Origin of the sequence: Pseudomonas sp. MF6747, assembly GCF_963890955.1 — a bacterium.
Lineage (GTDB): Bacteria > Pseudomonadota > Gammaproteobacteria > Pseudomonadales > Pseudomonadaceae > Aquipseudomonas.
This window is the reverse complement of sequence record NZ_CAWPSZ010000011.1, coordinates 53314-70944: the sequence shown is the minus strand read 5'-3', so window position 1 is coordinate 70944 and position 17631 is coordinate 53314. Positions and strand designations below refer to the sequence as shown.

Sequence of the window (17631 nt, the reverse complement as noted above, 5' to 3'; positions counted from 1 at the left end):
GAAGGAGATGCTACGCGCTGCCTTCACTAGACAGGAACCTCGGCATGAGCATGCCTAATTACATTACACTTCAAAATGGACCTAAAACACGGTCTACTTTCAGTGTGAAGGAAATGTCCCGACGCCTTCAGCTGTTACGTCAGCATATGACCAGCACCAGTTTGGACGCCATTGTATTGAGTTCAATACACAACATAAACTATTTTGGCGACTTCCTCTTCTGCGAGTTTGGGCGTAGCTACGCATTAGTAGTAACGCACGATAGCTCCATTCTTATCACAACCAATATTGATGGAGGCCAAGGTTATCGCCGCAGCTGGGGAGATAATCTTGTCTATACAGACTGGGAGCGTGATAACTATTTCGTTGCTCTACGTAAAGCAATCCCATTAAAATCTCGCCGTATAGGCGTAGAGTTCGATCATCTATCCCTCGATAAATTTCGCAAGATCGAAGCCGCTCTTGATAATGCGGAACTGGTTGACATCGCGCCTGGCACCAACCGTATTCGTATGTTCAAGTCAATCGAAGAAATCCAGCTGATTCGTATTGGTGCAGCGGTAGCGGACGTAGGAGGTGCGGCTTGTTTAGACGCGATATCTGAAGGTGTGCCTGAGTACGAGGTAGCCATTGCGGGGACGTCTGCAATGACTAGGGAAATTGCTAGGCGTATGCCTTACTGCGAGTTACGCGACACGTGGACGTGGTTTCAATCCGGTCTGAACACCGATGGTGCACATAATCCCGTTACCAGTCGTCGAGTTAAATCCGGGGATATACTTTCAGTTAACTGTTTTCCGATGATCGCAGGCTATTTTTCTTCATTAGAACGAACGGCTTTTTTGGGTGAGCCAAATGCCCAGCAGCGTCGCATATGGGAAATCAACTGCAAAGTACACCAACGCGGGCAGGAGATAATCAGACCAGGGGTTCGTTGCTGCGATATTGCGGCAGAGCTAAATGAAATCTATCTACAAGCGGATCTGCTCAAATATCGCACATTTGGTTACGGTCACTCAAATGGAGTCCTTTGCCACTATTACGGACGGGAGGCTGGGCTCGAATTGCGCGAAGATATCGAGACGGTGCTAGAACCGGGCATGGTGGTATCGATGACACCAATGGTAATGCTACCGGAAGGTACGCCAGGTGCTGGGGGATATCGAGAGGGCAGCGTGCTCATTGTAAATGACAGGGGTGCGGAAAATATTACGAAATTAGGCTCTGGGCCTGAGCACAATATAATCAATCTTCCCTAGCAATTAACGTCCAGAGCGGTTCAATTGATCAAGAAGTTCCAAACATCAAGAATCTGCATCATTGATTAATGATATCTGCACCTCTGGGTCATGTGGAGGATACCTAATCAGAACCCGAATTTTTGGTTAAGAGACCGAGATTGTGGCTCTGGATTGCGTAAAAACATCGATTGCTACTCGGGTATTGCTTTCAGGTAGCACTCGAAATTAAATGACCTCACCGATTTGGTCGATGGAGGAAACAGCTAGCATGAATCGCTAGTTTGAATATTGATAGTCGGTGAGAGGCCTATCCATTAGGAATGGAGGTCCGTCACGCTATGGCTATTAATGTTTTTAATTCGCATAGCAAAAGCTTCTATCGCCCTATAGATGCCGCATTGCGCTGGTGCAATCTCACTCGCTACGAAGCCCAAATTATGCAGGCGGATTGGTCTCGTCCTGAGAACCTTGCAACCCTCTTTCCCCAATGGCCCAATCTTCACATCGCTGTCGAAAGGATTTTAGACGCCATACGCAATGGAGAACTGCCGTACGGCTGCCTCGGCGTTTCTGTTCCTTTGGGAAGCTACGTAGAGCCCTATCAGCTGACCATACGCCATTCAGACTTACGCCGCTGGATGGAAATTCATTATCCCGACCATAAGCCCAGCTTTTTATTCGAGTCCGGTGAGGATACATCTGCAAAGGTCAGTCTCGGAACGTTTCTTTCAGTGAAAGCAGATCGAGACGAGTTATCGAGAGCGTTGAAAGCGCAACAGCAACACATTCAAGAAATCTTGGGAGAACTCCAGTCGATTGGACTTGAAAGAGATGATCTCAAAGCCTTGGCCAAAACGAATGGTCAACTCAGCGAGCGTAGTGAACTGACCTATCACAATATGATCGGGGCATTGGTCAGCCTTCTTTTGGACCATTCGCCCGCCGGAAAACCTCTTTCGGTATTCACGAATCAAGCAGCCATCGTCGACGCCATTGTCGCCCGTCACAAAGATGTGCCCGGCCTCAGCAAGCGGACGCTGGATGAAAAGTTTGCCGTGGCCAATCGTAGCCTCAAGAAAAACAACTGATCCAGTCAATTGCGTTGCAATGGGCTTGATTGCAGTGCAATGACTCAGCCGCGCTAGTGCGATTCAATCCAAGTCACTTCCCACCACGCGCCAACAGGCGCCAGGAGTGACTAGCATGTCCAACCCATCGGTACCCGCACTCGAAGCACCTCAACCCCAACGCCACATCATGCGACGTGACGAGGTTGAACTAAAAACCGGCTTCAAACGTGCGCATATTTACAACCTGATGAAGGAAGGCAAGTTCCCGCGGGCGAAGCGTATCGGGCTGCGCGCAGTCGGCTGGGACTCTCTGGAAATCGAACACTGGATTGCAGAACGCCTTTCACAACAGGAGTGAGGGTGATGCACGTGGTCTCGGTGGTTTCCACCAAGGGTGGTGTAGGCAAAACTACAGTAGCGGCGAACCTCGGCGGCCTGTTGGCCGATGCTGGTCTCCGTGTTCTGCTCTTGGATCTGGATAGCCAACCCACCCTCTCCAGTTATTATTCATTGAGCCAGAAAGCGCAGGCAGGTGCGTACGAGCTCATTGCACTCAATCTAACAATACCTGAACGAATAATTTCTAGGACTGCAGTCGTCGGTCTCGACCTGATTTTCTCTAATGACGATCAAGGTCGACTGAGCACTTTGTTGCTACATGCCCCTGACGGACGACTACGCCTACACAATTTGCTCAACGATTTGCATCTCAATTATGACCTGCTTTTGATTGATACTCAGGGAGCCCGCGGTGTGCTGTTGGAAATGGCCATCTTGGCCTCCGATCTCGCCCTCTCTCCCATCACGCCGGAAATGCTCGCTGCCCGCGAAATGCGTCGGGGCACCTTAAAACTACTGAGTGAGCTCGAACCGTTTCGTCATCTAGGCATCGACCCGCCGCCGTTGCGGCTCTTACTGAACCAAGTGAACGTCAATCGAGTGGACACCCGGATGATCATCCGAAGCCTGCGCGAGAATTTCGCAGAGGCTACCAATATCTCGGTTCTAGACACCGTAATCCCGGACCGGGTGGCGTACCTCAATGCCGCCTCCCTCGGCTTACCGGCCCACCGAATAGATGCTCGCCCGTCGAGTAAACGCCGACGCTCGCAGTCTGCGCTAGAAGTAATGCAAGCGCTGGCAATCGAATTATTCCCGGAATGGCGCGAAGCGGTCTCATCGGTAATGAGGTGTGCGGAGTCTCGATAAACCAAATCGCCCAATTAGCTTTTTCACCGAATTATTTTTGTTTGATCGACCTTGAAGCCATCAGGGCTTGGTAAGGAGTTTTCTAATGTTGGATCAGTTTCCTATCGTTGTTCAGCCTTCCATTCGACCACACGACGCGGCTTGCGGGGAGTGCTGCACTTTAGTTTTTCGTTTGCAAGGGGGGCGCTCGGCCATGTTGTGGTTCCTCGCAGAACTCTCCCAACATTTCGAAGGTTCAGGGACTGCCGAAATCGTGAAATTCGAGGTCGGTGACCATTTGCGTAGCCGGCGTTAACCGAGGCGGTTCAGATGAAGAAGCTCAGTCAGGAGGAAATTACCGACAAGCTGCACCAGGACCACTTCACTCAAGGTCCTGGACTGGAGCGACTGTCCGATCCCGTCATCGACACTCCCATGCTGGTCACTCTGGAACAGTTACGTCCCTACGAACACAACCCACGCTTCATTCGTAACCCGCTTTATGACGATATCAAGGCGTCGATCCGTGAACGCGGGCTGGATCAACCGCCACCGATAACCCGCCGCCCGGGTGAAACCTCTTTCATCATCCGCAACGGCGGTAATACGCGCTTAGCCATTCTCGGCGAACTGTGGCAGGAAACTCGCGACGAGCGTTTCTTTCGGATCCACTGCCTGTTCCGACCTTGGGGCAATGAAATCACCGCCCTACTCGGCCATTTGGCGGAAAGCGACCTGCACGGTCAACTCACGTTCATCGAACGGGCGCTGGCAGTAGCCAAACTCAAAACCATGCTTGAGTCCGATGGCGCAGATCTATCACAACGGGAGCTGGCTCGACGTCTTGCCGCTGGAGGCTATCCGATTTCGCAGTCGCATATCAGCCGTATGCTGGACACCCTCGAACACTTATTGCCCGCCATTCCACAAACTCTGTATGCCGGATTGGGTAAGCCTCAGATAGAGCGCCTGATCGGTCTACGTAGTCAGGCTGAGCGAACCTGGAATCGTTATCCAACCGCTGCCGTTTCATTTGCAGAGTTCTGGCTAGAAACCATGGGCTACTTCGATGGCGATCCTGAATCTTTTGATCTTGAGCAGATCCAGGACGAATTGCTCGAACGCATGAGCCACCTGCTTGGACAGTCCTACCGTATGCTGGCCCTGGAGCTGAGCGATACCCAACGGGTCGTCGCCACGCCTGGGGCTGTCACCACCACGCCTCCAGAAAACAGCCATCGGCCAAGCGTGCATGAAACTGCGGCAGAGTCGCCCTCCTCCGACGCTAATCCCGAATCAACTGATGCCCAGAGCAAGATAGAACCAATTTCAGAAGAACGGCTCACAGCCCCCGAAAAAAATACTTCACCTGCGGTCAGTCATCTATCACGCGTTCAACAGATTCGTGAGCAAATCGATCGCGAGATCTCCACCGAGCCGACGTCTCCAGTCGAAACCTGCCCAATCGACGACCTTTGGATCATCACACCACAGCTGGATACACCTGAACAACTGCGTTTAGCCATTGCTGGACTGGCTCGAGAAATGGCGGCCTATGCCGGAGATGCCGAGAGCATCATTGATCAAAAGCGTGGCTTGGGCTTCGCCCTGAACATTGAGCGACTCGATCTTTCAGCGCCTCGCTCGACGGGCGTTCACCTAATGCTCCTGGCCCTGTTACGGGCTCAAGACGAGGTGAACTGGGAGGATCGCAAGCAAATCCCCTCCGCACTGTTCGGGCAGTTGTTGCTGGGGGTCTATCAACTCCCTCTACCAGATAGACCAGTCACGGACGTGGGCCTGGAGCGACTGCCTGACAGTATGCTAATCAAACTGTTTCGCCTGATCCGCTTGGCCCGGCGCCTAATCGACTTAACACTCATCTTTGAAGACAAAAACTCACCGGAGGAGCTGAGATGAATTTGTCCTTCAATATGCTCAATCAAGCCATGCTAACCCAGGTACTGCACGAACTACGCCTGGGCAACCTGCAACGCTGCAAGGCACTTGGACTGAGTGAGGATGACATCTTCATGCTGCAATCCTTACCACCGACCACGTTATCGCGCCTGGCCCATGCCACTGTCCCTTGGCTTGAGGTCAAGATTGACTCGCCGGTGCTGCATCGTTTGATCGAACAAGCTGAACGTGATGAACAGAACGAACGGTTGATCAACCGAGCGCTCAAACTCGGCGCCAGCAGCACCATTATGTACCAGTGTTTTGGCTTGGCGCATTCGGAAACAGCCATGCGTCGGCGTCTACTCAAGATAGAAACTCGTAAAGGCCGCCCCCAACATTTAAGCGAAGCGCAGGAGCATGCGTTGTGGCAACGTTGGTGCCAAATACGAACAGAGGACGGCACCGAGGATAAACTCGACGCTATGATGATGCTTGCCGAAGAACAGCAGATCAGCTTGACCATCGTTTGGCAGCAAATCGACCAGTACAGCAACAAAACATGAATGCTGTTCCTGCCAGTCGCTGGCAACGTGTCCTGCAGCAATGCACACAGCAGCTGCATGAGCGCTGGCCAGCCCGCCCTGCCACTGAACAGCCCTCCAATCAGGCTCTACAGGCTGGCTTTCTGTTCAGTGGCCAATCACACGAAGTCGTGCCGCGTCGCCTGCTGTTGGATAGTCGGCTGACGCCACTGGAACGTAATGCCTGGCAAGTGTTTCGACTCATGCTGCAAGGCCAGGGCGTGGTCACGCCGCGCTATGAGGATCTGCAGCCTTACTTATCGAGTGTGCCCTACGGCGCCTTAGCCTCCCGTGAAACCATTGCTCGGGTGTTGACGATGCTCAGGTTGACGCGCTGGCTCAGTTTGGTGAGTCGCGGACGCGATCAGCTCAGCGGACGTCTCCAAGGTTCTCTGTATGTCCTGCACGATGAGCCGTTAACCCCCGCCGAAGCCTTGGAACTGGATCAGGATTACCTGGCGCTGGTCGGACATGCCCTCGGTCATGCCACCAAGGCGGTGCGTATTGTCGCCCAGCACGTTGTGGAGGAAGTCCGCCAAGACACGAATATCGATCAGGATCGGTTACCGACGCGGCTCGACAGTTGGGGCGAACTTTGGGCGCAGCAAGGATTGGATCCGGCAACCGATGCCACTCTGCACGATTCCGAACGGAGGGAAGATGCCCTCGTTCGGAATCGTGCAGGCCCTCGTTCGGATTCCGAACCGAGTCTGAACGCCAGTGTTTCCCGCACCGTTCGGAATCCGAACGCCGCCTGTACTGTATTAAAAGAAAGTATTTGTACAGTACCGCGCGCGACCCCAGCGGTGGTTAACCTGCACTGGCCTGCTGCGCTGCACCTGAGCCCAAACGAGCGTCAGGCCATCGCCGTGGCGCTGAACAAGCTCAAGCCCGCGGATCGGCAGGCGGTGCTCAACGAAGCGGGAGCACGCTGTACGGCCGGCGGTATCCGCAAGCCAGCGGCGTATCTGATGGGTCTGATCCAGCGTGCGCTGAAAGGTGACTTTCGTCCTTGGGCAGGTCAGGCCGAACCGTCACCCATTGCAGAACCGCCCCCACCCGCCCCCTCGCGGCCATCTCGACAACAGGGCGAACCCGCGTCTGCCCTTGCCCAAGCGTGCCTGAATGAGCTGCGCCAACTGCGTGGCAAACGCGGTGGACGTCAGTAGATTTGATGCCAGTGGCATCAAATCCAGGGAGTTCCACTCTACGAACACATCGGACCATACCATGAAATTTTTAGGAAAAAGCCGGGGCATCTCCTCCCATGAACGTAGACGTCAATGGATTTGATGCCACTGGCATCAAATCCACTGACGTCTCCATAGTTAACCCTCTTAAACCAAACCGAACAGACCGCATTCAGCTTTTTGGCTGTCCTTCACCTTCATCTGTCGCAACGTTCCTGTCCAAGCGAATGCGAGGACACCACCGTGGCCGATCACTATCAACTCAATCTGGGTTCATTGCGCAGCAGCATCACCCTGACCCTGCACACCCACCATGCCGCCCGTATCTGGCAAGGTCGAGCCGCACGCGAAGGCGTCCACTCGATCATGGGTATGGCCGGCTACATCAGTGTCACCAACCTGATCAAACAAACCGCGGCCCAGGACGATCCCTATGCCGATTGGGCCATCGTGCAACTCGAAGAAAAACTGATGCAGGCCAAGGCTGGGATGCGGGAACTGACCCAACAGCTGGATCGGATCAGACAGGACCTGCCGACACAGATCGACATGGGGGACAACCTCAACATCCACCCCGTCACCTTGCCGTTGTACATCGGCAGCCAGCTGGGTTTTCTCGCGGTCTACCTGCTGACCGACTACGACACCCTGGTGCGTCGTACCCTGTTGGCCCATCACACCGCCCTGATCGGCCGTATCGACATGGAAGCCTGGATCGACGACGGCGCCCATCTGCTGCGTAGCCTGTTCAGTCAGGCACAGCGCTATCGGCATGCCGGCGTCACGCGTGATGACATGGCGGCGAACAACGCCCGGGCCATTGCGGCCATTGAGAAACTGGGTTTGCCCCCGATGGACATTCTTGAGGGTCATCGCCGCTCCCAGTTTGCACCGCCAATCACTCGCCGTGGTGCGGTGGCAGTGGATGATGCCGACGCGTTGGCAGAGGACGCGGGAGAGCCCTCTGCGACAGTGGATGAGCCGGAGGACGAAGCATGAATCCGATGATCCCGGCTCAACCAATGCCCTTCGAAGCGTTAACACCGGATGCCTATCGACAGCTCGAACACGCAGCCTCCCTAAAAGGCCTTTTAAAACCTTTTAAGGGTAAGGGGGAGTTGGAGCACCTGGCGCAGGTGGCGAGGGAAATCGAGGCGCAGTTATGTCACCTGATGGAGGCTGTGGTGCAGCAAGCCGGACAGCCCCCTTACTCGCTGCTGGACATTCGTTTAGTGCTGCAGAACACCAGCGCAGGCAGCACCTTTTTGCGTTGGCGCACCCGTGACTTCGCCCGTATGGGGGTTGCGGTCTGGGAACGCCAGATCTGCAACAACGCCCTGCCGCAGGCCGTACGCGAGAGATTGCACCGCTTCGAATGCGATCGCATTGCACTGAACCTGCAGATGAGCGTGGTGCATTCGCTCTACCGCCAGGCCACGACCTGCGCGATCAACATGGCCAGTGCCGAACGGCTGCTGCGCCAGTTCACACCCGCAGTGGAGGTATCACGATGAGTACTTTTTTCGTTGGCGAAGGCAATATCGGCAGTGCGCCAGAATTCCAGGAGTTCGCCTCTGGCAATGACGAGCCGCGGCGTTTGCTACGGCTGAATGTGTACTTTGACAACCCCATCCCACGCGAGGGCAGCTATGAAGATCGGGGCGGCTATTGGGCGCCGGTTGAGCTCTGGCACCGTGAGGCTGAACACTGGAGCACCCTGTACCAGAAAGGCATGCGCGTACTGGTCGAAGGTCGTACGGTGCGCGATGAGTGGGAGGACAGCGAAGACAATGCGCGGGTGACCTTCAAGATCGAGGCCCGTCGAGTCGGCATCCTGCCTCACCGGGTGCACAGCGTGGTCATGCGGGAACGCTCCAGTGAACCGACGACCGCTCAAAATACTGAGCAGGCCAGCTCGCCGACCTCGAAACCCAGGAAACACAGAGGGCAATCACCTAAGGCCTGAACGACTTCAGGCATAAAAATTGCGCCTTTGCGCGAAGTTCCTGGCCTGTCATTGCTCGCGGCTCATGAAGCCCCCCACCCAGTTACAAACGCTCCAATAAGGTAGCAGCTTCAGCCCATTCAAAGCCGCCCTCACCGACTAATATGAGGAACCTGCCATTCGGGTTTCTCATATCTCGCACCTGCTACTTCGAACAACGCTGCTCCGAACTCAATCCGGAGTAGTTATATGCGCCTCTTCCTCTGCGAAAAACCTTCCCAGGGTCGTGACATCGCCAAGGTTCTCGGAGCCACTCGGCGTGGTGATGGTTGCCTAATCGGCCCCGAGACAACTGTCACCTGGTGTATCGGCCACCTACTGGAGACGGCCCCGCCTGAAACCTACGGCATTCAGTACAAAAACTGGTCGTTGGATCATCTACCTATCATTCCCGTGCAGTGGCAGGTCGAGGTCAAACCCAAGACTGCCGCGCAGTTCAAAATCATCAAACGCCTGCTCAGCGAAACCACCACCGTTGTCATCGCAACCGACGCCGACCGAGAAGGTGAGATGATTGCCCGCGAGTTGCTGGAGCTCTGCAAGTATCCAGGCTCCGTTCAGCGCCTCTGGTTGTCCGCCCTCAACGAGGCGTCGATTCGCAAAGCCCTCTCCTCGCTGAAGTCTGGTCAGGAGACCTTCCCGCTCTATCACTCGGCCCTCGCCCGCAGCCGTGCCGACTGGCTGATCGGCATGAACCTCAGTCGTTTGTTTACCCTTCTTGGTCGGCGGGCAGGCTACGACGGCGTTTTGTCAGTGGGGCGCGTCCAGACACCCACCTTACGTCTGGTGGTCGATCGGGATCGTGCGATTGCCGGCTTCGTCCCGGTACCTTACTGGAACATTGAGGTACACCTATCGTCGATGGGCCAGCGATTCATCGCGGCGTGGTTACCGCCATGCTCAGGACGGGACGAGTCGGGGCGTTGCCTACAACAAGTGCTTGCCCATCACGCGGTCCAAACAATCACCGACGAGAAGTCCGCCACGGTAATCTCGTTACATACTGAGCACTTCCGAGAACCGCCGCCCCTGCCCTTCGACCTAAGCACGTTGCAGGAAGTCTGCTCGCGTAAGCTGGGGCTCGGCGTCCAGGAAACCCTGAACATCGCCCAAGCCCTGTATGAAACCCACAAAGCCACCACCTACCCGCGCAGCGATTGCCGCTATTTGCCAGAGAATATGTTCAACGAGGCTCCCGCGGTACTAGACGCCCTGCTCAAAACGGATCCTGCACTCAGACCTGCATTCGAGGACCTCGATCAATCATTGCGCTCCCGCGCATGGAACAATGCCAAGGTCACTGCGCACCACGGCATCATCCCCACCATCGAACCGGCAAACCTGGTGCGGATGTCCGAACAAGAACGCCATGTCTACGAACTGATCCGTAGCCACTACCTAGTGCAGTTTCTTCCGCATCATGAGTTTGATCGGACCCAGGTCGAACTGGCGTGTGGCGAAGAACGATTGACCGCTGTGGGCAAACTGATCTTGGTCCAGGGCTGGAAAAGCTTACTCTCCGAAAACACCGAGGAGGATGAGCCCAGTCACAAATCCCAAGTCTTACCCATCTTGCAAAAGGGAGCGCAGTGCGCAGTGGACAATGCCGAACTCAAATCCATGCAAACGGCCGCTCCTAAACCTCTCACCGAGGGTGATCTGATCAAGGCGATGAAAAACGTCGCCAAGCTTGTCAACGACCCACGCCTGAAACAGAAACTTCGGGACACCACCGGTATCGGAACCGAAGCCACACGAGCCGGCATTATCAAAGGGTTAATTGATCGCGGTTATTTGCTGAAGAAAAAACGCGCCTTGATGGCCACCGCCGCGGCCCATACCCTGATCGAGGCGGTACCAGCAGCAGTCGCAGATCCGGGTATGACCGCAATCTGGGAACAGGCGTTGGACGAAATCGAAGCGGGACGCCTGACCCTAGATGCGTTCGTTGCCAAGCAGGCGAACTGGATTGCGCAGTTGATCGCACACTGCCGCTCGCTCACGTTGGCAATAGCGCTCGAAACGAACCCAGGCTGTCCCATGTGCAACGCCTCAATGCTCAAACGAAAGGGCAAATCAGGACCGTTCTGGTCATGCTCCCGATATCCGGATTGCAAAGGCACTGTGTCAATCAGTAAAGATACGCGTCGCTCATAATGTTCCATGGGGCGATAACCATGAAAATGGTGCGTTCTCCGCCTTGACCTAGTCCCATCCTCTCTGCTGTAGTGGCTCAGGGTAATCGCCAACGGCAACCCAAGGCCGATTAGCTCCGGGCAGTTCGGTCAAACTCTTCGAGTTCGGAGTCTCCTCTTCTGCGGGATCTCGTTCCCGTTTTGTGCTCGACCTGATTGTGGTGGCGGATGACCACTGTTGCCTCTACCCGGCAATAGCGGTCATCCGCTTCGGCGATCGTATTCAGTCCCGGAGCCCACCGGGGAAACAAGGGGCACCCTTTGTGCGCGGATGCGTGCCAGCATGTTCCGACCCAGGCCACGACAAGGATCGGTTGACGAATCATTGCGCAGTTCAACCAAGTTTTGCGAGGAGCTTGTCGACTGCGTAAGACCGTCAAAGGTGGCTTTTCTGTTCCTTGCCTGACACTCCGTCAGGCCCACTCTTCATTTTGTTCATGCCAGTGAATACCACTCTAATCCAGGCGTAAAAAATCGGGTTGCAGCGTCTTGACGCTCCCCTTTGACAGGCTTATACAAAGGGCGTGGTTCGCTGTCGTTGACAGCCCAGCCCAGGTGGCCAGAACCTTCAAGGCTACGCCACGTTCGTGGTGGTTTACCCAAGTGCGATTAGCGTTCGGAAGCTCGCGCGGTTGCCGCTTCAGCGGTGATGAATGCCGACTAGTCCATGCCTGTGGATTACCACCGCAAACGCTCCTCTACTGCACAGCTATTCCTTCAGAAGCATCATTCTGATGGTCATCGGTTTGCCGGTGACGAGTCGTTCATCGCTCGACTTCATCTTACCCACCCTGACGGGGGCTCACTTTCCCGTCAGGGGCTGTGCGTCGCCGTTTTCCCTTGAAACAGGAGAACCACCATGGCCTACGCCAACCAATCCCAAGAAGCGACCTCTTACTTCAACCTGCACACCGTCGGTATCGGCTACCTCAACCGTGTTCGTGAAGTACAGGTCCGCCGCGGTCAGCCATTCATGGCCTGCGATATCGCAGCCTTGCATGGTGCCACTGATGCAGTGGAGTACACCCGCTTTGATTGCAAAGTCGCTGGTGGCGAAGCTGACCGTTTGATTCGTCTCTATATGGACGCCGTCAAGGCCGAGAAAAAGGTCTTGCTGTCGTTCCGTATTGGTGACCTGTGGATCGACCCATTTCTCTATGAGAAAGGCGATAAACAAGGCCAACCTGGCGCCAGCCTGAAAGGTCGTTTGCTGTTCATCGACTGGATCAAGGTCAATGGCAAGTTCGAATACAAAGCGCCCGCCAGGCAGGAAGCAACAGCACCTGCTGAGCAAGCGCCAAACCGTGAGCCGTCCCCAACTTCGGCTGATGCCGAAGTTGAGGATACCGACAACCCTACAGACTCCAGGATTGAACCGGAATCTCCAACCACTCCCCGCACGGCCCGCCGTGTCGCCACACGTGCTGTTCAGTCCGTCTGAACAATCCATGATGTTTTACATCAAGGCGCTCAATCGAGCGCCTTTTCTTCAACCAGCACAGGAGAACCAATATGGAATCCTTCTGGCTTTGCGACGACTGCCTGTTCGGTGCGGCTTACGAGGACTACAGCACGTTATCGCTGTATTACTCGCCAGATGAGACCGAACAACGTATCGCCGCGATACACCGGGGGCTGGTTCGCTTATTGCCCATCAGTGCCGACTTCGATCCCGAAACCGGCTGGGGAATAAGATCCTTTTCTCCATTGCCTTGCGACGGTTGTGGTTCACCTCTGCACGGTCAACGCCACCGATACACTCGGCTGTAAACCCTACATCACCTGCAAACGCCTGCAACTCCACACCCACCCTGGGGAAACCACTCCCCTCGGGCGTGTACCCCTGATTATTCCCTTCGGAGGTAGCGCCATGAACACCCCACTCACACTGATTGAGACCTCGGATTTCGAGGCTGATCGCATTATCCAAGAAAACCAGCTGATCGACGAAGCGCTGCATATTCTGGATCGTCGACTGTTCAACCGCGGTCCTAAACTGACGTCACCTGAAACCGTGACCTCTTACCTAAAACTGCAGCTTACACAACAAGAACATGAAGTCTTTGGTGTGATTTTTTTTGACGCCCAGCACCGGGTGCTGGCGTTTGAAATCCTCTTTCACGGCAGCATTGATAGCGCCAGCGTTTACCCCCGCCAAGTCGTTAAGCGTTCCCTCGCGCATAACGCTGCAGCCGTCATTTTTGTTCACAACCACCCCTCAGGGTGTACAGAGCCCAGCCAGGCGGACCGTGTTTTGACCGTACGGCTGAAAGAGGCCTTGGCCTTGATCGACGTGTGCGTACTGGATCACTTTATCGTGGGTGAAGGTCGCCCGCTCTCCCTTGCCGAATACGGATGGCTTTAAACCTCACAGGCGCCTACGGGCGCCTCGTTTATTTTCATTCTGGAGCACGCTCATGAACCCCACACACCAAGCCCCCACCCTGCTGATCGCCTCAAATCCATTTACTCGGGGCTACGACAAACTTTATATCGAACGGTTGTTACTGATCTTCTACGAGGATGGCTGTCCTCCCTGCTTTCGGCCTATGCACGACTCCCAGGAGCATCTGTCCGACGATACGTTGCAACTGGTCCCCTGCATCTTCAATGATGATTTCGCCTTGATCAGCGAAGGCCAATCCATTCTGAATGAATTGGATGGTTGCTGCCCGTCCAACGGACTGGTGCACCAGGTGGTCTATGCCGTAATAGGCTAAGTGTTCAACGAGCAGTGCCACGTCGCGGACTTTGACTCCTTGGAAGAAGCCAAGTCCGTGGTCCATCGTTTGAGTTTCGAGACTGGACGCTACAGCCGAGCTTGGGAGATCAGTACCGCACACCTCACTGAAGAAGCATTGCGCTACTTGGAACGCGGGGCGGACTATTTCGACTCTAGCCCAACCGGGCTGCTGTTCGAACCCTTTGTCCTGAAGGACTGCAATGGCAGTCGGGTGTAAGCTGATCGGCACGCCCTGGACAGACGATAACCTGATAAAAATCGAGGGCTGTTCTTACTCATCGCTGAGGCAAGAGCAACTCGATGCTAGTACGCCGGCAGCCTTGGTCAACGTACTGTATATGGCGGCATTGGCGGATGTGCGATTGTTGATCTTCGACCCCGACGCTGATGTCTTGGATGGACTAGCTATCTATGATGCAGAGCAAAGTATTTAGCGTTAACACGACCTGCCATAAATCGGATTTCTCACTGAATCGATCCTTCACCTCATGTCAGGTTCTGTACTGAATCTGACATGAGGTTTTTTCATGGAGCGTTTTTTTACGCCTGTCTGCCTGCTGTTTTTTTTGAGTGCCTGCAGCGCGCAAATTTCCACCCCATTGCCGACTAATCCAAAGATCGACAGTGGCTCCAATCGGACCCAATTATCAAGGAGCCCGGCCGAAGCAAACCATCCGGCGGAGATCCGTTATGGTCGCTATACCCTGGTGAGCACAGAGCCCACTACGGAGCAACGTGATCTTCTCGCTCAAATAATTGATGTGAGCATACCGTCCAACCTTAATCCCTCGGTAGAGGAGGCGATGCATTACGTGCTGCAGCGCTCGGGTTATTCGCTCTGCCCTACCACCGAACCAGTAAAGACACTTTTCACTCGGCCTCTGCCTGCAGCCCATTACCGACTCGGCCCGATTGCGTTACGCAGCGCACTACAGGTACTGGCTGGCTCCGCCTGGCAACTCACGACCGATGAGGTCAGCCGTTCGGTCTGCTTCGAACAGCAGAAAGCTGATGTCGGCATCGTGCGGGCTACACCAGACTCGTCCCATCAGGCGGAGGCACGTCCATGAAAGCCTCGACGTTTCAAACCATAATTGTTGGCTTACTTTGCCTGGCAGTCGCCGGGCTGAGCGGCGGTTTGTTTAACCAGTATCAGCGCATGGCCGAGCTACAGAGTACGAACACCCAGCGCTTCCAAACTTTGGACACCTTGCAACGTGATTTAAGCGCGCTCAGGGACGCACAGGAGAAACTGCAGTACTCGCTGAAAGACCTGAAGCAGATGGTCGATACAGGTGAGCAACAGGCCAATACCCTCGATCCGATGCTGGATCAGTGGGCGCAAGAGATACAGGAGATGCGCGACGGTCTGGCAGAGCGCGCCACCGTGAAAGATCTGACAGCTCTAAGCGGACGCTTTGAGCACGTCGAACAGCAGCTACTGGAGCTCAAGACTCAGCCTTCCCTACCACCGCCAACCTCTTCCGCGAACAAGCCGAAAAAGACGGCTCCCCCAAAACCCGTCCCGCTATCGCCACCGTTCTCGGTGTTGGGTGTCGAGTCCCGCGGAGGTGAGCGCTTTTTGGCAGTCGCACCTCATGACAGTAGCTCTCTCATAGATGTTCGGCTGCTGCATGCCGGCGAGCAGTTCGGAGCCTGGCACCTGAAAGTGCTGGAGCCGCACTCAGCCATCTTCTCGGTGGTCGCTCAGCCAGACCAGACCGTGCAACTCCCTTGAGAAGCGATCATGAACAGAGCGCCACTACTCCCCGTCGTCTGTCTCGCGTCGCTGCTGGCCATAGGCGCTGCGATGGGCACGCCTGTCACGACACCGTCGCGGATCCAGGACACACAATCCATTCCGCTGGGACGCTTGCACGCTGAACAGGCTGCAAGCTGGGGTCTGACGGAGCAGGAGTGGACGCGCTTCGAGCAGATCCAAACCGGCCCACGTGGTTTCTGGAGCCCGAAGCTCGATCCCTTGACCGCCCTAGGGGTTGAGGCCCAGACCGACCAAGAGCGCCAGCGCTATGCTGAATTACAGGTAGCACTGGAAGCCAAACGCGCCGAGCGTGAATTGGCCTACCAAAACGCTTACACCGCGGCCTGGACCAAGCTGTTTCCTGGTCAGCTACCGATCCAGGGCATGGCATCTTCTTCCCCTACCAGCTCATCAGTCGCCCCGCGCCCAGCCCTTTTTGTAGAGGACCACTGCCCTGCATGCACCGCTGAAGCACAACGTTTGCAGAACAGTGACACGGCGTTCGATATCTACCTAGTGGGCAGCCAAGGCCAAGATGAACGCGTCCGCAGTTGGGCTCGGCAAGCGGACATCGATCCGGCTAAGGTTCAACGCGGGCAGATCACCCTGAACCATGACCGTGGTCGATGGTTCAGCCTGGGGGCTCCGGGGCCATTGCCCGCCACATTTCAACAGGTGAATGGACAATGGCAACGTCTCGATTGATTGCTATTGCGCTCCTGCTGACGGTGCACACGGTTCGGGCTAACGAACTTCCGCCTCCGGCTTATCAACTGGCGGCGCATGACGCCAACATCCCTTCTACGGTGTTGTTCGCGATTGCCTTACAGGAGAGCGGTATTCGCGTCCGTGGTCGACTGCTGCCGTGGCCTTGGACCCTAAATATCGCCGGAACACCCTACCGTTTCCCCACTCGCCAGGCCGCATGTCACGCCTTGCTCCAGGCGCTCACACAATATGACGCTAAACGGGTCGACGCCGGACTTGGGCAAACCAACCTGGGTTATCACGGACAACGTTTTTCCAGTCCCTGCGAAGCTCTCGAACCCTACCGCAATCTAGCTGTGACTGCCGCCCTGCTGCAAGAGCATCACGCCGTCACCGGTGACTGGGTTTCAGCCGCTGGGCGTTATCACCGCCCTGCGGGAGGTTTACCCGCCGCGCGCTACCGCGATGGATTCTCCCGGCAACTCGCACGGCTACAGGCTTCCGCTGAACAAGGCACACCACCATGAAACGAATTCCTACTGCCTATTACTTCTCCCTGCTCTTGGCTGCTTTCGCCCAGTCGAAACAATCCGTTGCAGAGGACCAGTTTGGCGGCTTCACCCGTCCCCATCTTCAAGTTGCTAGGCCGCCCATAAACAACAATCTCCAGCCTGGTCGCGCCATGCATACGGACTTGTCCACATTTGCCGATGAAACCTGGATATTACCCGTTCGCAGCTCCCTCTTGAGCCCCGGCCAAATCACGTCTCGCGCCCTAAACATGCCGGGCTTACGGCCATTTTTCCTGGTGGGTGAGGATACCCAATCACTGGCTTGGTTGCGTCAACGCGCGACTGAGCTGCAGGAAATCGGCGCGGCTGGCCTTGCCGTCGAAGTGGCCGATACCGGAGCCTTGGCTCGGATCCGAGCAGCCGCTCCTAGTGTCACCATCCTACCGGTCAACGGTAACGACATCGCCACCCGCCTGCAGATTGAGCATTACCCTGTCTTGATCACTGCCACATCATTGGAGCAGTGAGTAAGGT

General features: G+C 55.4%; 20 protein-coding genes and 1 pseudogene. All 21 read left to right on the top strand.

The genetic code is table 11. The features are described 5' to 3' along the window. Nucleotides 1-44: 44 nt before the first annotated feature. The 21 genes and pseudogenes from AACW30_RS12340 (at nucleotide 45) to AACW30_RS12240 (ending at nucleotide 17624) form a co-directional block, all read left to right on the top strand. A complete protein-coding gene (locus AACW30_RS12340) occupies nucleotides 45-1259 on the top strand; it encodes an aminopeptidase P family protein (RefSeq protein WP_042558379.1) in 1215 nt (404 codons plus the stop codon). 320 nt (nucleotides 1260-1579) lie between these two features. Beyond that, nucleotides 1580-2329 (top strand): hypothetical protein, encoded by a 750-nt coding sequence (locus AACW30_RS12335; RefSeq protein ID WP_042558378.1) that lies wholly within the window; start codon nucleotides 1580-1582, stop codon nucleotides 2327-2329. A gap of 115 nt (nucleotides 2330-2444) precedes the next feature. Continuing rightward, nucleotides 2445-2669 (top strand): AlpA family transcriptional regulator, encoded by a 225-nt coding sequence (locus AACW30_RS12330; RefSeq protein ID WP_042558377.1) that lies wholly within the window; start codon nucleotides 2445-2447, stop codon nucleotides 2667-2669. Nucleotides 2670-2674: 5 nt separating this feature from the next. Next, a complete protein-coding gene (locus AACW30_RS12325; RefSeq protein ID WP_042558376.1) occupies nucleotides 2675-3520 on the top strand; it encodes a ParA family protein in 846 nt (281 codons plus the stop codon). 85 nt (nucleotides 3521-3605) lie between these two features. Further along, nucleotides 3606-3815: a hypothetical protein gene (locus AACW30_RS12320; RefSeq protein ID WP_042558375.1), complete on the top strand. Its 210-nt coding sequence runs from the start codon at nucleotides 3606-3608 to the stop codon at nucleotides 3813-3815. A 14-nt stretch (nucleotides 3816-3829) separates the two neighbouring features. Further along, on the top strand, nucleotides 3830-5419 hold the full coding sequence (locus AACW30_RS12315) for a ParB family protein (protein ID WP_042558374.1): 1590 nt from the start codon (nucleotides 3830-3832) through the stop codon (nucleotides 5417-5419). Then, nucleotides 5416-5964: a DUF2857 domain-containing protein gene (locus tag AACW30_RS12310; RefSeq protein ID WP_010565142.1), complete on the top strand. Its 549-nt coding sequence runs from the start codon at nucleotides 5416-5418 to the stop codon at nucleotides 5962-5964. The genes AACW30_RS12315 and AACW30_RS12310 overlap by 4 nt, the downstream gene beginning before the upstream one ends. Continuing rightward, nucleotides 5961-7151: an STY4528 family pathogenicity island replication protein gene (locus AACW30_RS12305; protein ID WP_131672194.1), complete on the top strand. Its 1191-nt coding sequence runs from the start codon at nucleotides 5961-5963 to the stop codon at nucleotides 7149-7151. Before AACW30_RS12310 ends, AACW30_RS12305 begins: the two co-directional genes overlap by 4 nt. A gap of 264 nt (nucleotides 7152-7415) precedes the next feature. Further along, nucleotides 7416-8171 carry a PFL_4669 family integrating conjugative element protein gene (locus AACW30_RS12300; protein ID WP_042558373.1) on the top strand — a complete coding sequence of 252 codons (756 nt, stop codon included), beginning with the start codon at nucleotides 7416-7418 and terminating at the stop codon, nucleotides 8169-8171. Continuing rightward, nucleotides 8168-8686 carry a DUF3158 family protein gene (locus AACW30_RS12295; protein WP_042558372.1) on the top strand — a complete coding sequence of 173 codons (519 nt, stop codon included), beginning with the start codon at nucleotides 8168-8170 and terminating at the stop codon, nucleotides 8684-8686. The genes AACW30_RS12300 and AACW30_RS12295 overlap by 4 nt, the downstream gene beginning before the upstream one ends. Then, nucleotides 8683-9138, top strand: a complete 456-nt coding sequence (locus tag AACW30_RS12290) for a single-stranded DNA-binding protein (RefSeq protein ID WP_042558371.1) — start codon at nucleotides 8683-8685, stop codon at nucleotides 9136-9138. Before AACW30_RS12295 ends, AACW30_RS12290 begins: the two co-directional genes overlap by 4 nt. 228 nt (nucleotides 9139-9366) lie before the next feature. After that, on the top strand, nucleotides 9367-11334 hold the full coding sequence (locus tag AACW30_RS12285) for a DNA topoisomerase III (protein ID WP_042558370.1): 1968 nt from the start codon (nucleotides 9367-9369) through the stop codon (nucleotides 11332-11334). A gap of 897 nt (nucleotides 11335-12231) precedes the next feature. Next, nucleotides 12232-12813: an STY4534 family ICE replication protein gene (locus AACW30_RS12280; protein ID WP_042558369.1), complete on the top strand. Its 582-nt coding sequence runs from the start codon at nucleotides 12232-12234 to the stop codon at nucleotides 12811-12813. Between the two features lie 71 nt (nucleotides 12814-12884). Further along, the gene (locus tag AACW30_RS12275; protein ID WP_080896004.1) at nucleotides 12885-13142 is read left to right on the top strand and encodes a hypothetical protein; all 258 of its coding nucleotides are present in this window, start codon (nucleotides 12885-12887) and stop codon (nucleotides 13140-13142) included. Between the two features lie 100 nt (nucleotides 13143-13242). Next, the gene (gene radC, locus AACW30_RS12270) at nucleotides 13243-13737 is read left to right on the top strand and encodes a RadC family protein (protein WP_042558368.1); all 495 of its coding nucleotides are present in this window, start codon (nucleotides 13243-13245) and stop codon (nucleotides 13735-13737) included. A 52-nt stretch (nucleotides 13738-13789) separates the two neighbouring features. Further along, nucleotides 13790-14549: pseudogene (locus AACW30_RS12265) on the top strand (DUF5983 family protein). A 93-nt stretch (nucleotides 14550-14642) separates the two neighbouring features. Further along, nucleotides 14643-15185 (top strand): PFGI-1 class ICE element type IV pilus protein PilL2, encoded by a 543-nt coding sequence (pilL2, locus tag AACW30_RS12260; protein ID WP_042558367.1) that lies wholly within the window; start codon nucleotides 14643-14645, stop codon nucleotides 15183-15185. Continuing rightward, nucleotides 15182-15853, top strand: a complete 672-nt coding sequence (locus tag AACW30_RS12255; protein ID WP_042558366.1) for a chemotaxis protein — start codon at nucleotides 15182-15184, stop codon at nucleotides 15851-15853. Before pilL2 ends, AACW30_RS12255 begins: the two co-directional genes overlap by 4 nt. Before the next feature lie 9 nt (nucleotides 15854-15862). After that, nucleotides 15863-16582 (top strand): TIGR03759 family integrating conjugative element protein, encoded by a 720-nt coding sequence (locus tag AACW30_RS12250; protein WP_042558365.1) that lies wholly within the window; start codon nucleotides 15863-15865, stop codon nucleotides 16580-16582. Further along, nucleotides 16564-17112 carry a lytic transglycosylase gene (locus tag AACW30_RS12245; RefSeq protein ID WP_042558364.1) on the top strand — a complete coding sequence of 183 codons (549 nt, stop codon included), beginning with the start codon at nucleotides 16564-16566 and terminating at the stop codon, nucleotides 17110-17112. Before AACW30_RS12250 ends, AACW30_RS12245 begins: the two co-directional genes overlap by 19 nt. Next, nucleotides 17109-17624, top strand: a complete 516-nt coding sequence (locus tag AACW30_RS12240; protein ID WP_042558363.1) for an integrating conjugative element protein — start codon at nucleotides 17109-17111, stop codon at nucleotides 17622-17624. The genes AACW30_RS12245 and AACW30_RS12240 overlap by 4 nt, the downstream gene beginning before the upstream one ends. Nucleotides 17625-17631: the final 7 nt, after the last annotated feature.

Bases quoted from the DNA above. Each gene is read 5' to 3' on its own strand.
- AACW30_RS12340 (WP_042558379.1), top strand. From the start codon at position 45: ATGAGCATGCCTAATTACATTACACTTCAAAATGGACCTAAAACACGG.
- AACW30_RS12335 (WP_042558378.1), top strand. From the start codon at position 1,580: ATGGCTATTAATGTTTTTAATTCGCATAGCAAAAGCTTCTATCGCCCT.
- AACW30_RS12330 (WP_042558377.1), top strand. From the start codon at position 2,445: ATGTCCAACCCATCGGTACCCGCACTCGAAGCACCTCAACCCCAACGC.
- AACW30_RS12325 (WP_042558376.1), top strand. From the start codon at position 2,675: ATGCACGTGGTCTCGGTGGTTTCCACCAAGGGTGGTGTAGGCAAAACT.
- AACW30_RS12320 (WP_042558375.1), top strand. From the start codon at position 3,606: ATGTTGGATCAGTTTCCTATCGTTGTTCAGCCTTCCATTCGACCACAC.
- AACW30_RS12315 (WP_042558374.1), top strand. From the start codon at position 3,830: ATGAAGAAGCTCAGTCAGGAGGAAATTACCGACAAGCTGCACCAGGAC.
- AACW30_RS12310 (WP_010565142.1), top strand. From the start codon at position 5,416: ATGAATTTGTCCTTCAATATGCTCAATCAAGCCATGCTAACCCAGGTA.
- AACW30_RS12305 (WP_131672194.1), top strand. From the start codon at position 5,961: ATGAATGCTGTTCCTGCCAGTCGCTGGCAACGTGTCCTGCAGCAATGC.
- AACW30_RS12295 (WP_042558372.1), top strand. From the start codon at position 8,168: ATGAATCCGATGATCCCGGCTCAACCAATGCCCTTCGAAGCGTTAACA.
- AACW30_RS12290 (WP_042558371.1), top strand. From the start codon at position 8,683: ATGAGTACTTTTTTCGTTGGCGAAGGCAATATCGGCAGTGCGCCAGAA.
- AACW30_RS12285 (WP_042558370.1), top strand. From the start codon at position 9,367: ATGCGCCTCTTCCTCTGCGAAAAACCTTCCCAGGGTCGTGACATCGCC.
- AACW30_RS12280 (WP_042558369.1), top strand. From the start codon at position 12,232: ATGGCCTACGCCAACCAATCCCAAGAAGCGACCTCTTACTTCAACCTG.
- AACW30_RS12275 (WP_080896004.1), top strand. From the start codon at position 12,885: ATGGAATCCTTCTGGCTTTGCGACGACTGCCTGTTCGGTGCGGCTTAC.
- radC (WP_042558368.1), top strand. From the start codon at position 13,243: ATGAACACCCCACTCACACTGATTGAGACCTCGGATTTCGAGGCTGAT.
- pilL2 (WP_042558367.1), top strand. From the start codon at position 14,643: ATGGAGCGTTTTTTTACGCCTGTCTGCCTGCTGTTTTTTTTGAGTGCC.
- AACW30_RS12255 (WP_042558366.1), top strand. From the start codon at position 15,182: ATGAAAGCCTCGACGTTTCAAACCATAATTGTTGGCTTACTTTGCCTG.
- AACW30_RS12250 (WP_042558365.1), top strand. From the start codon at position 15,863: ATGAACAGAGCGCCACTACTCCCCGTCGTCTGTCTCGCGTCGCTGCTG.
- AACW30_RS12245 (WP_042558364.1), top strand. From the start codon at position 16,564: ATGGCAACGTCTCGATTGATTGCTATTGCGCTCCTGCTGACGGTGCAC.
- AACW30_RS12240 (WP_042558363.1), top strand. From the start codon at position 17,109: ATGAAACGAATTCCTACTGCCTATTACTTCTCCCTGCTCTTGGCTGCT.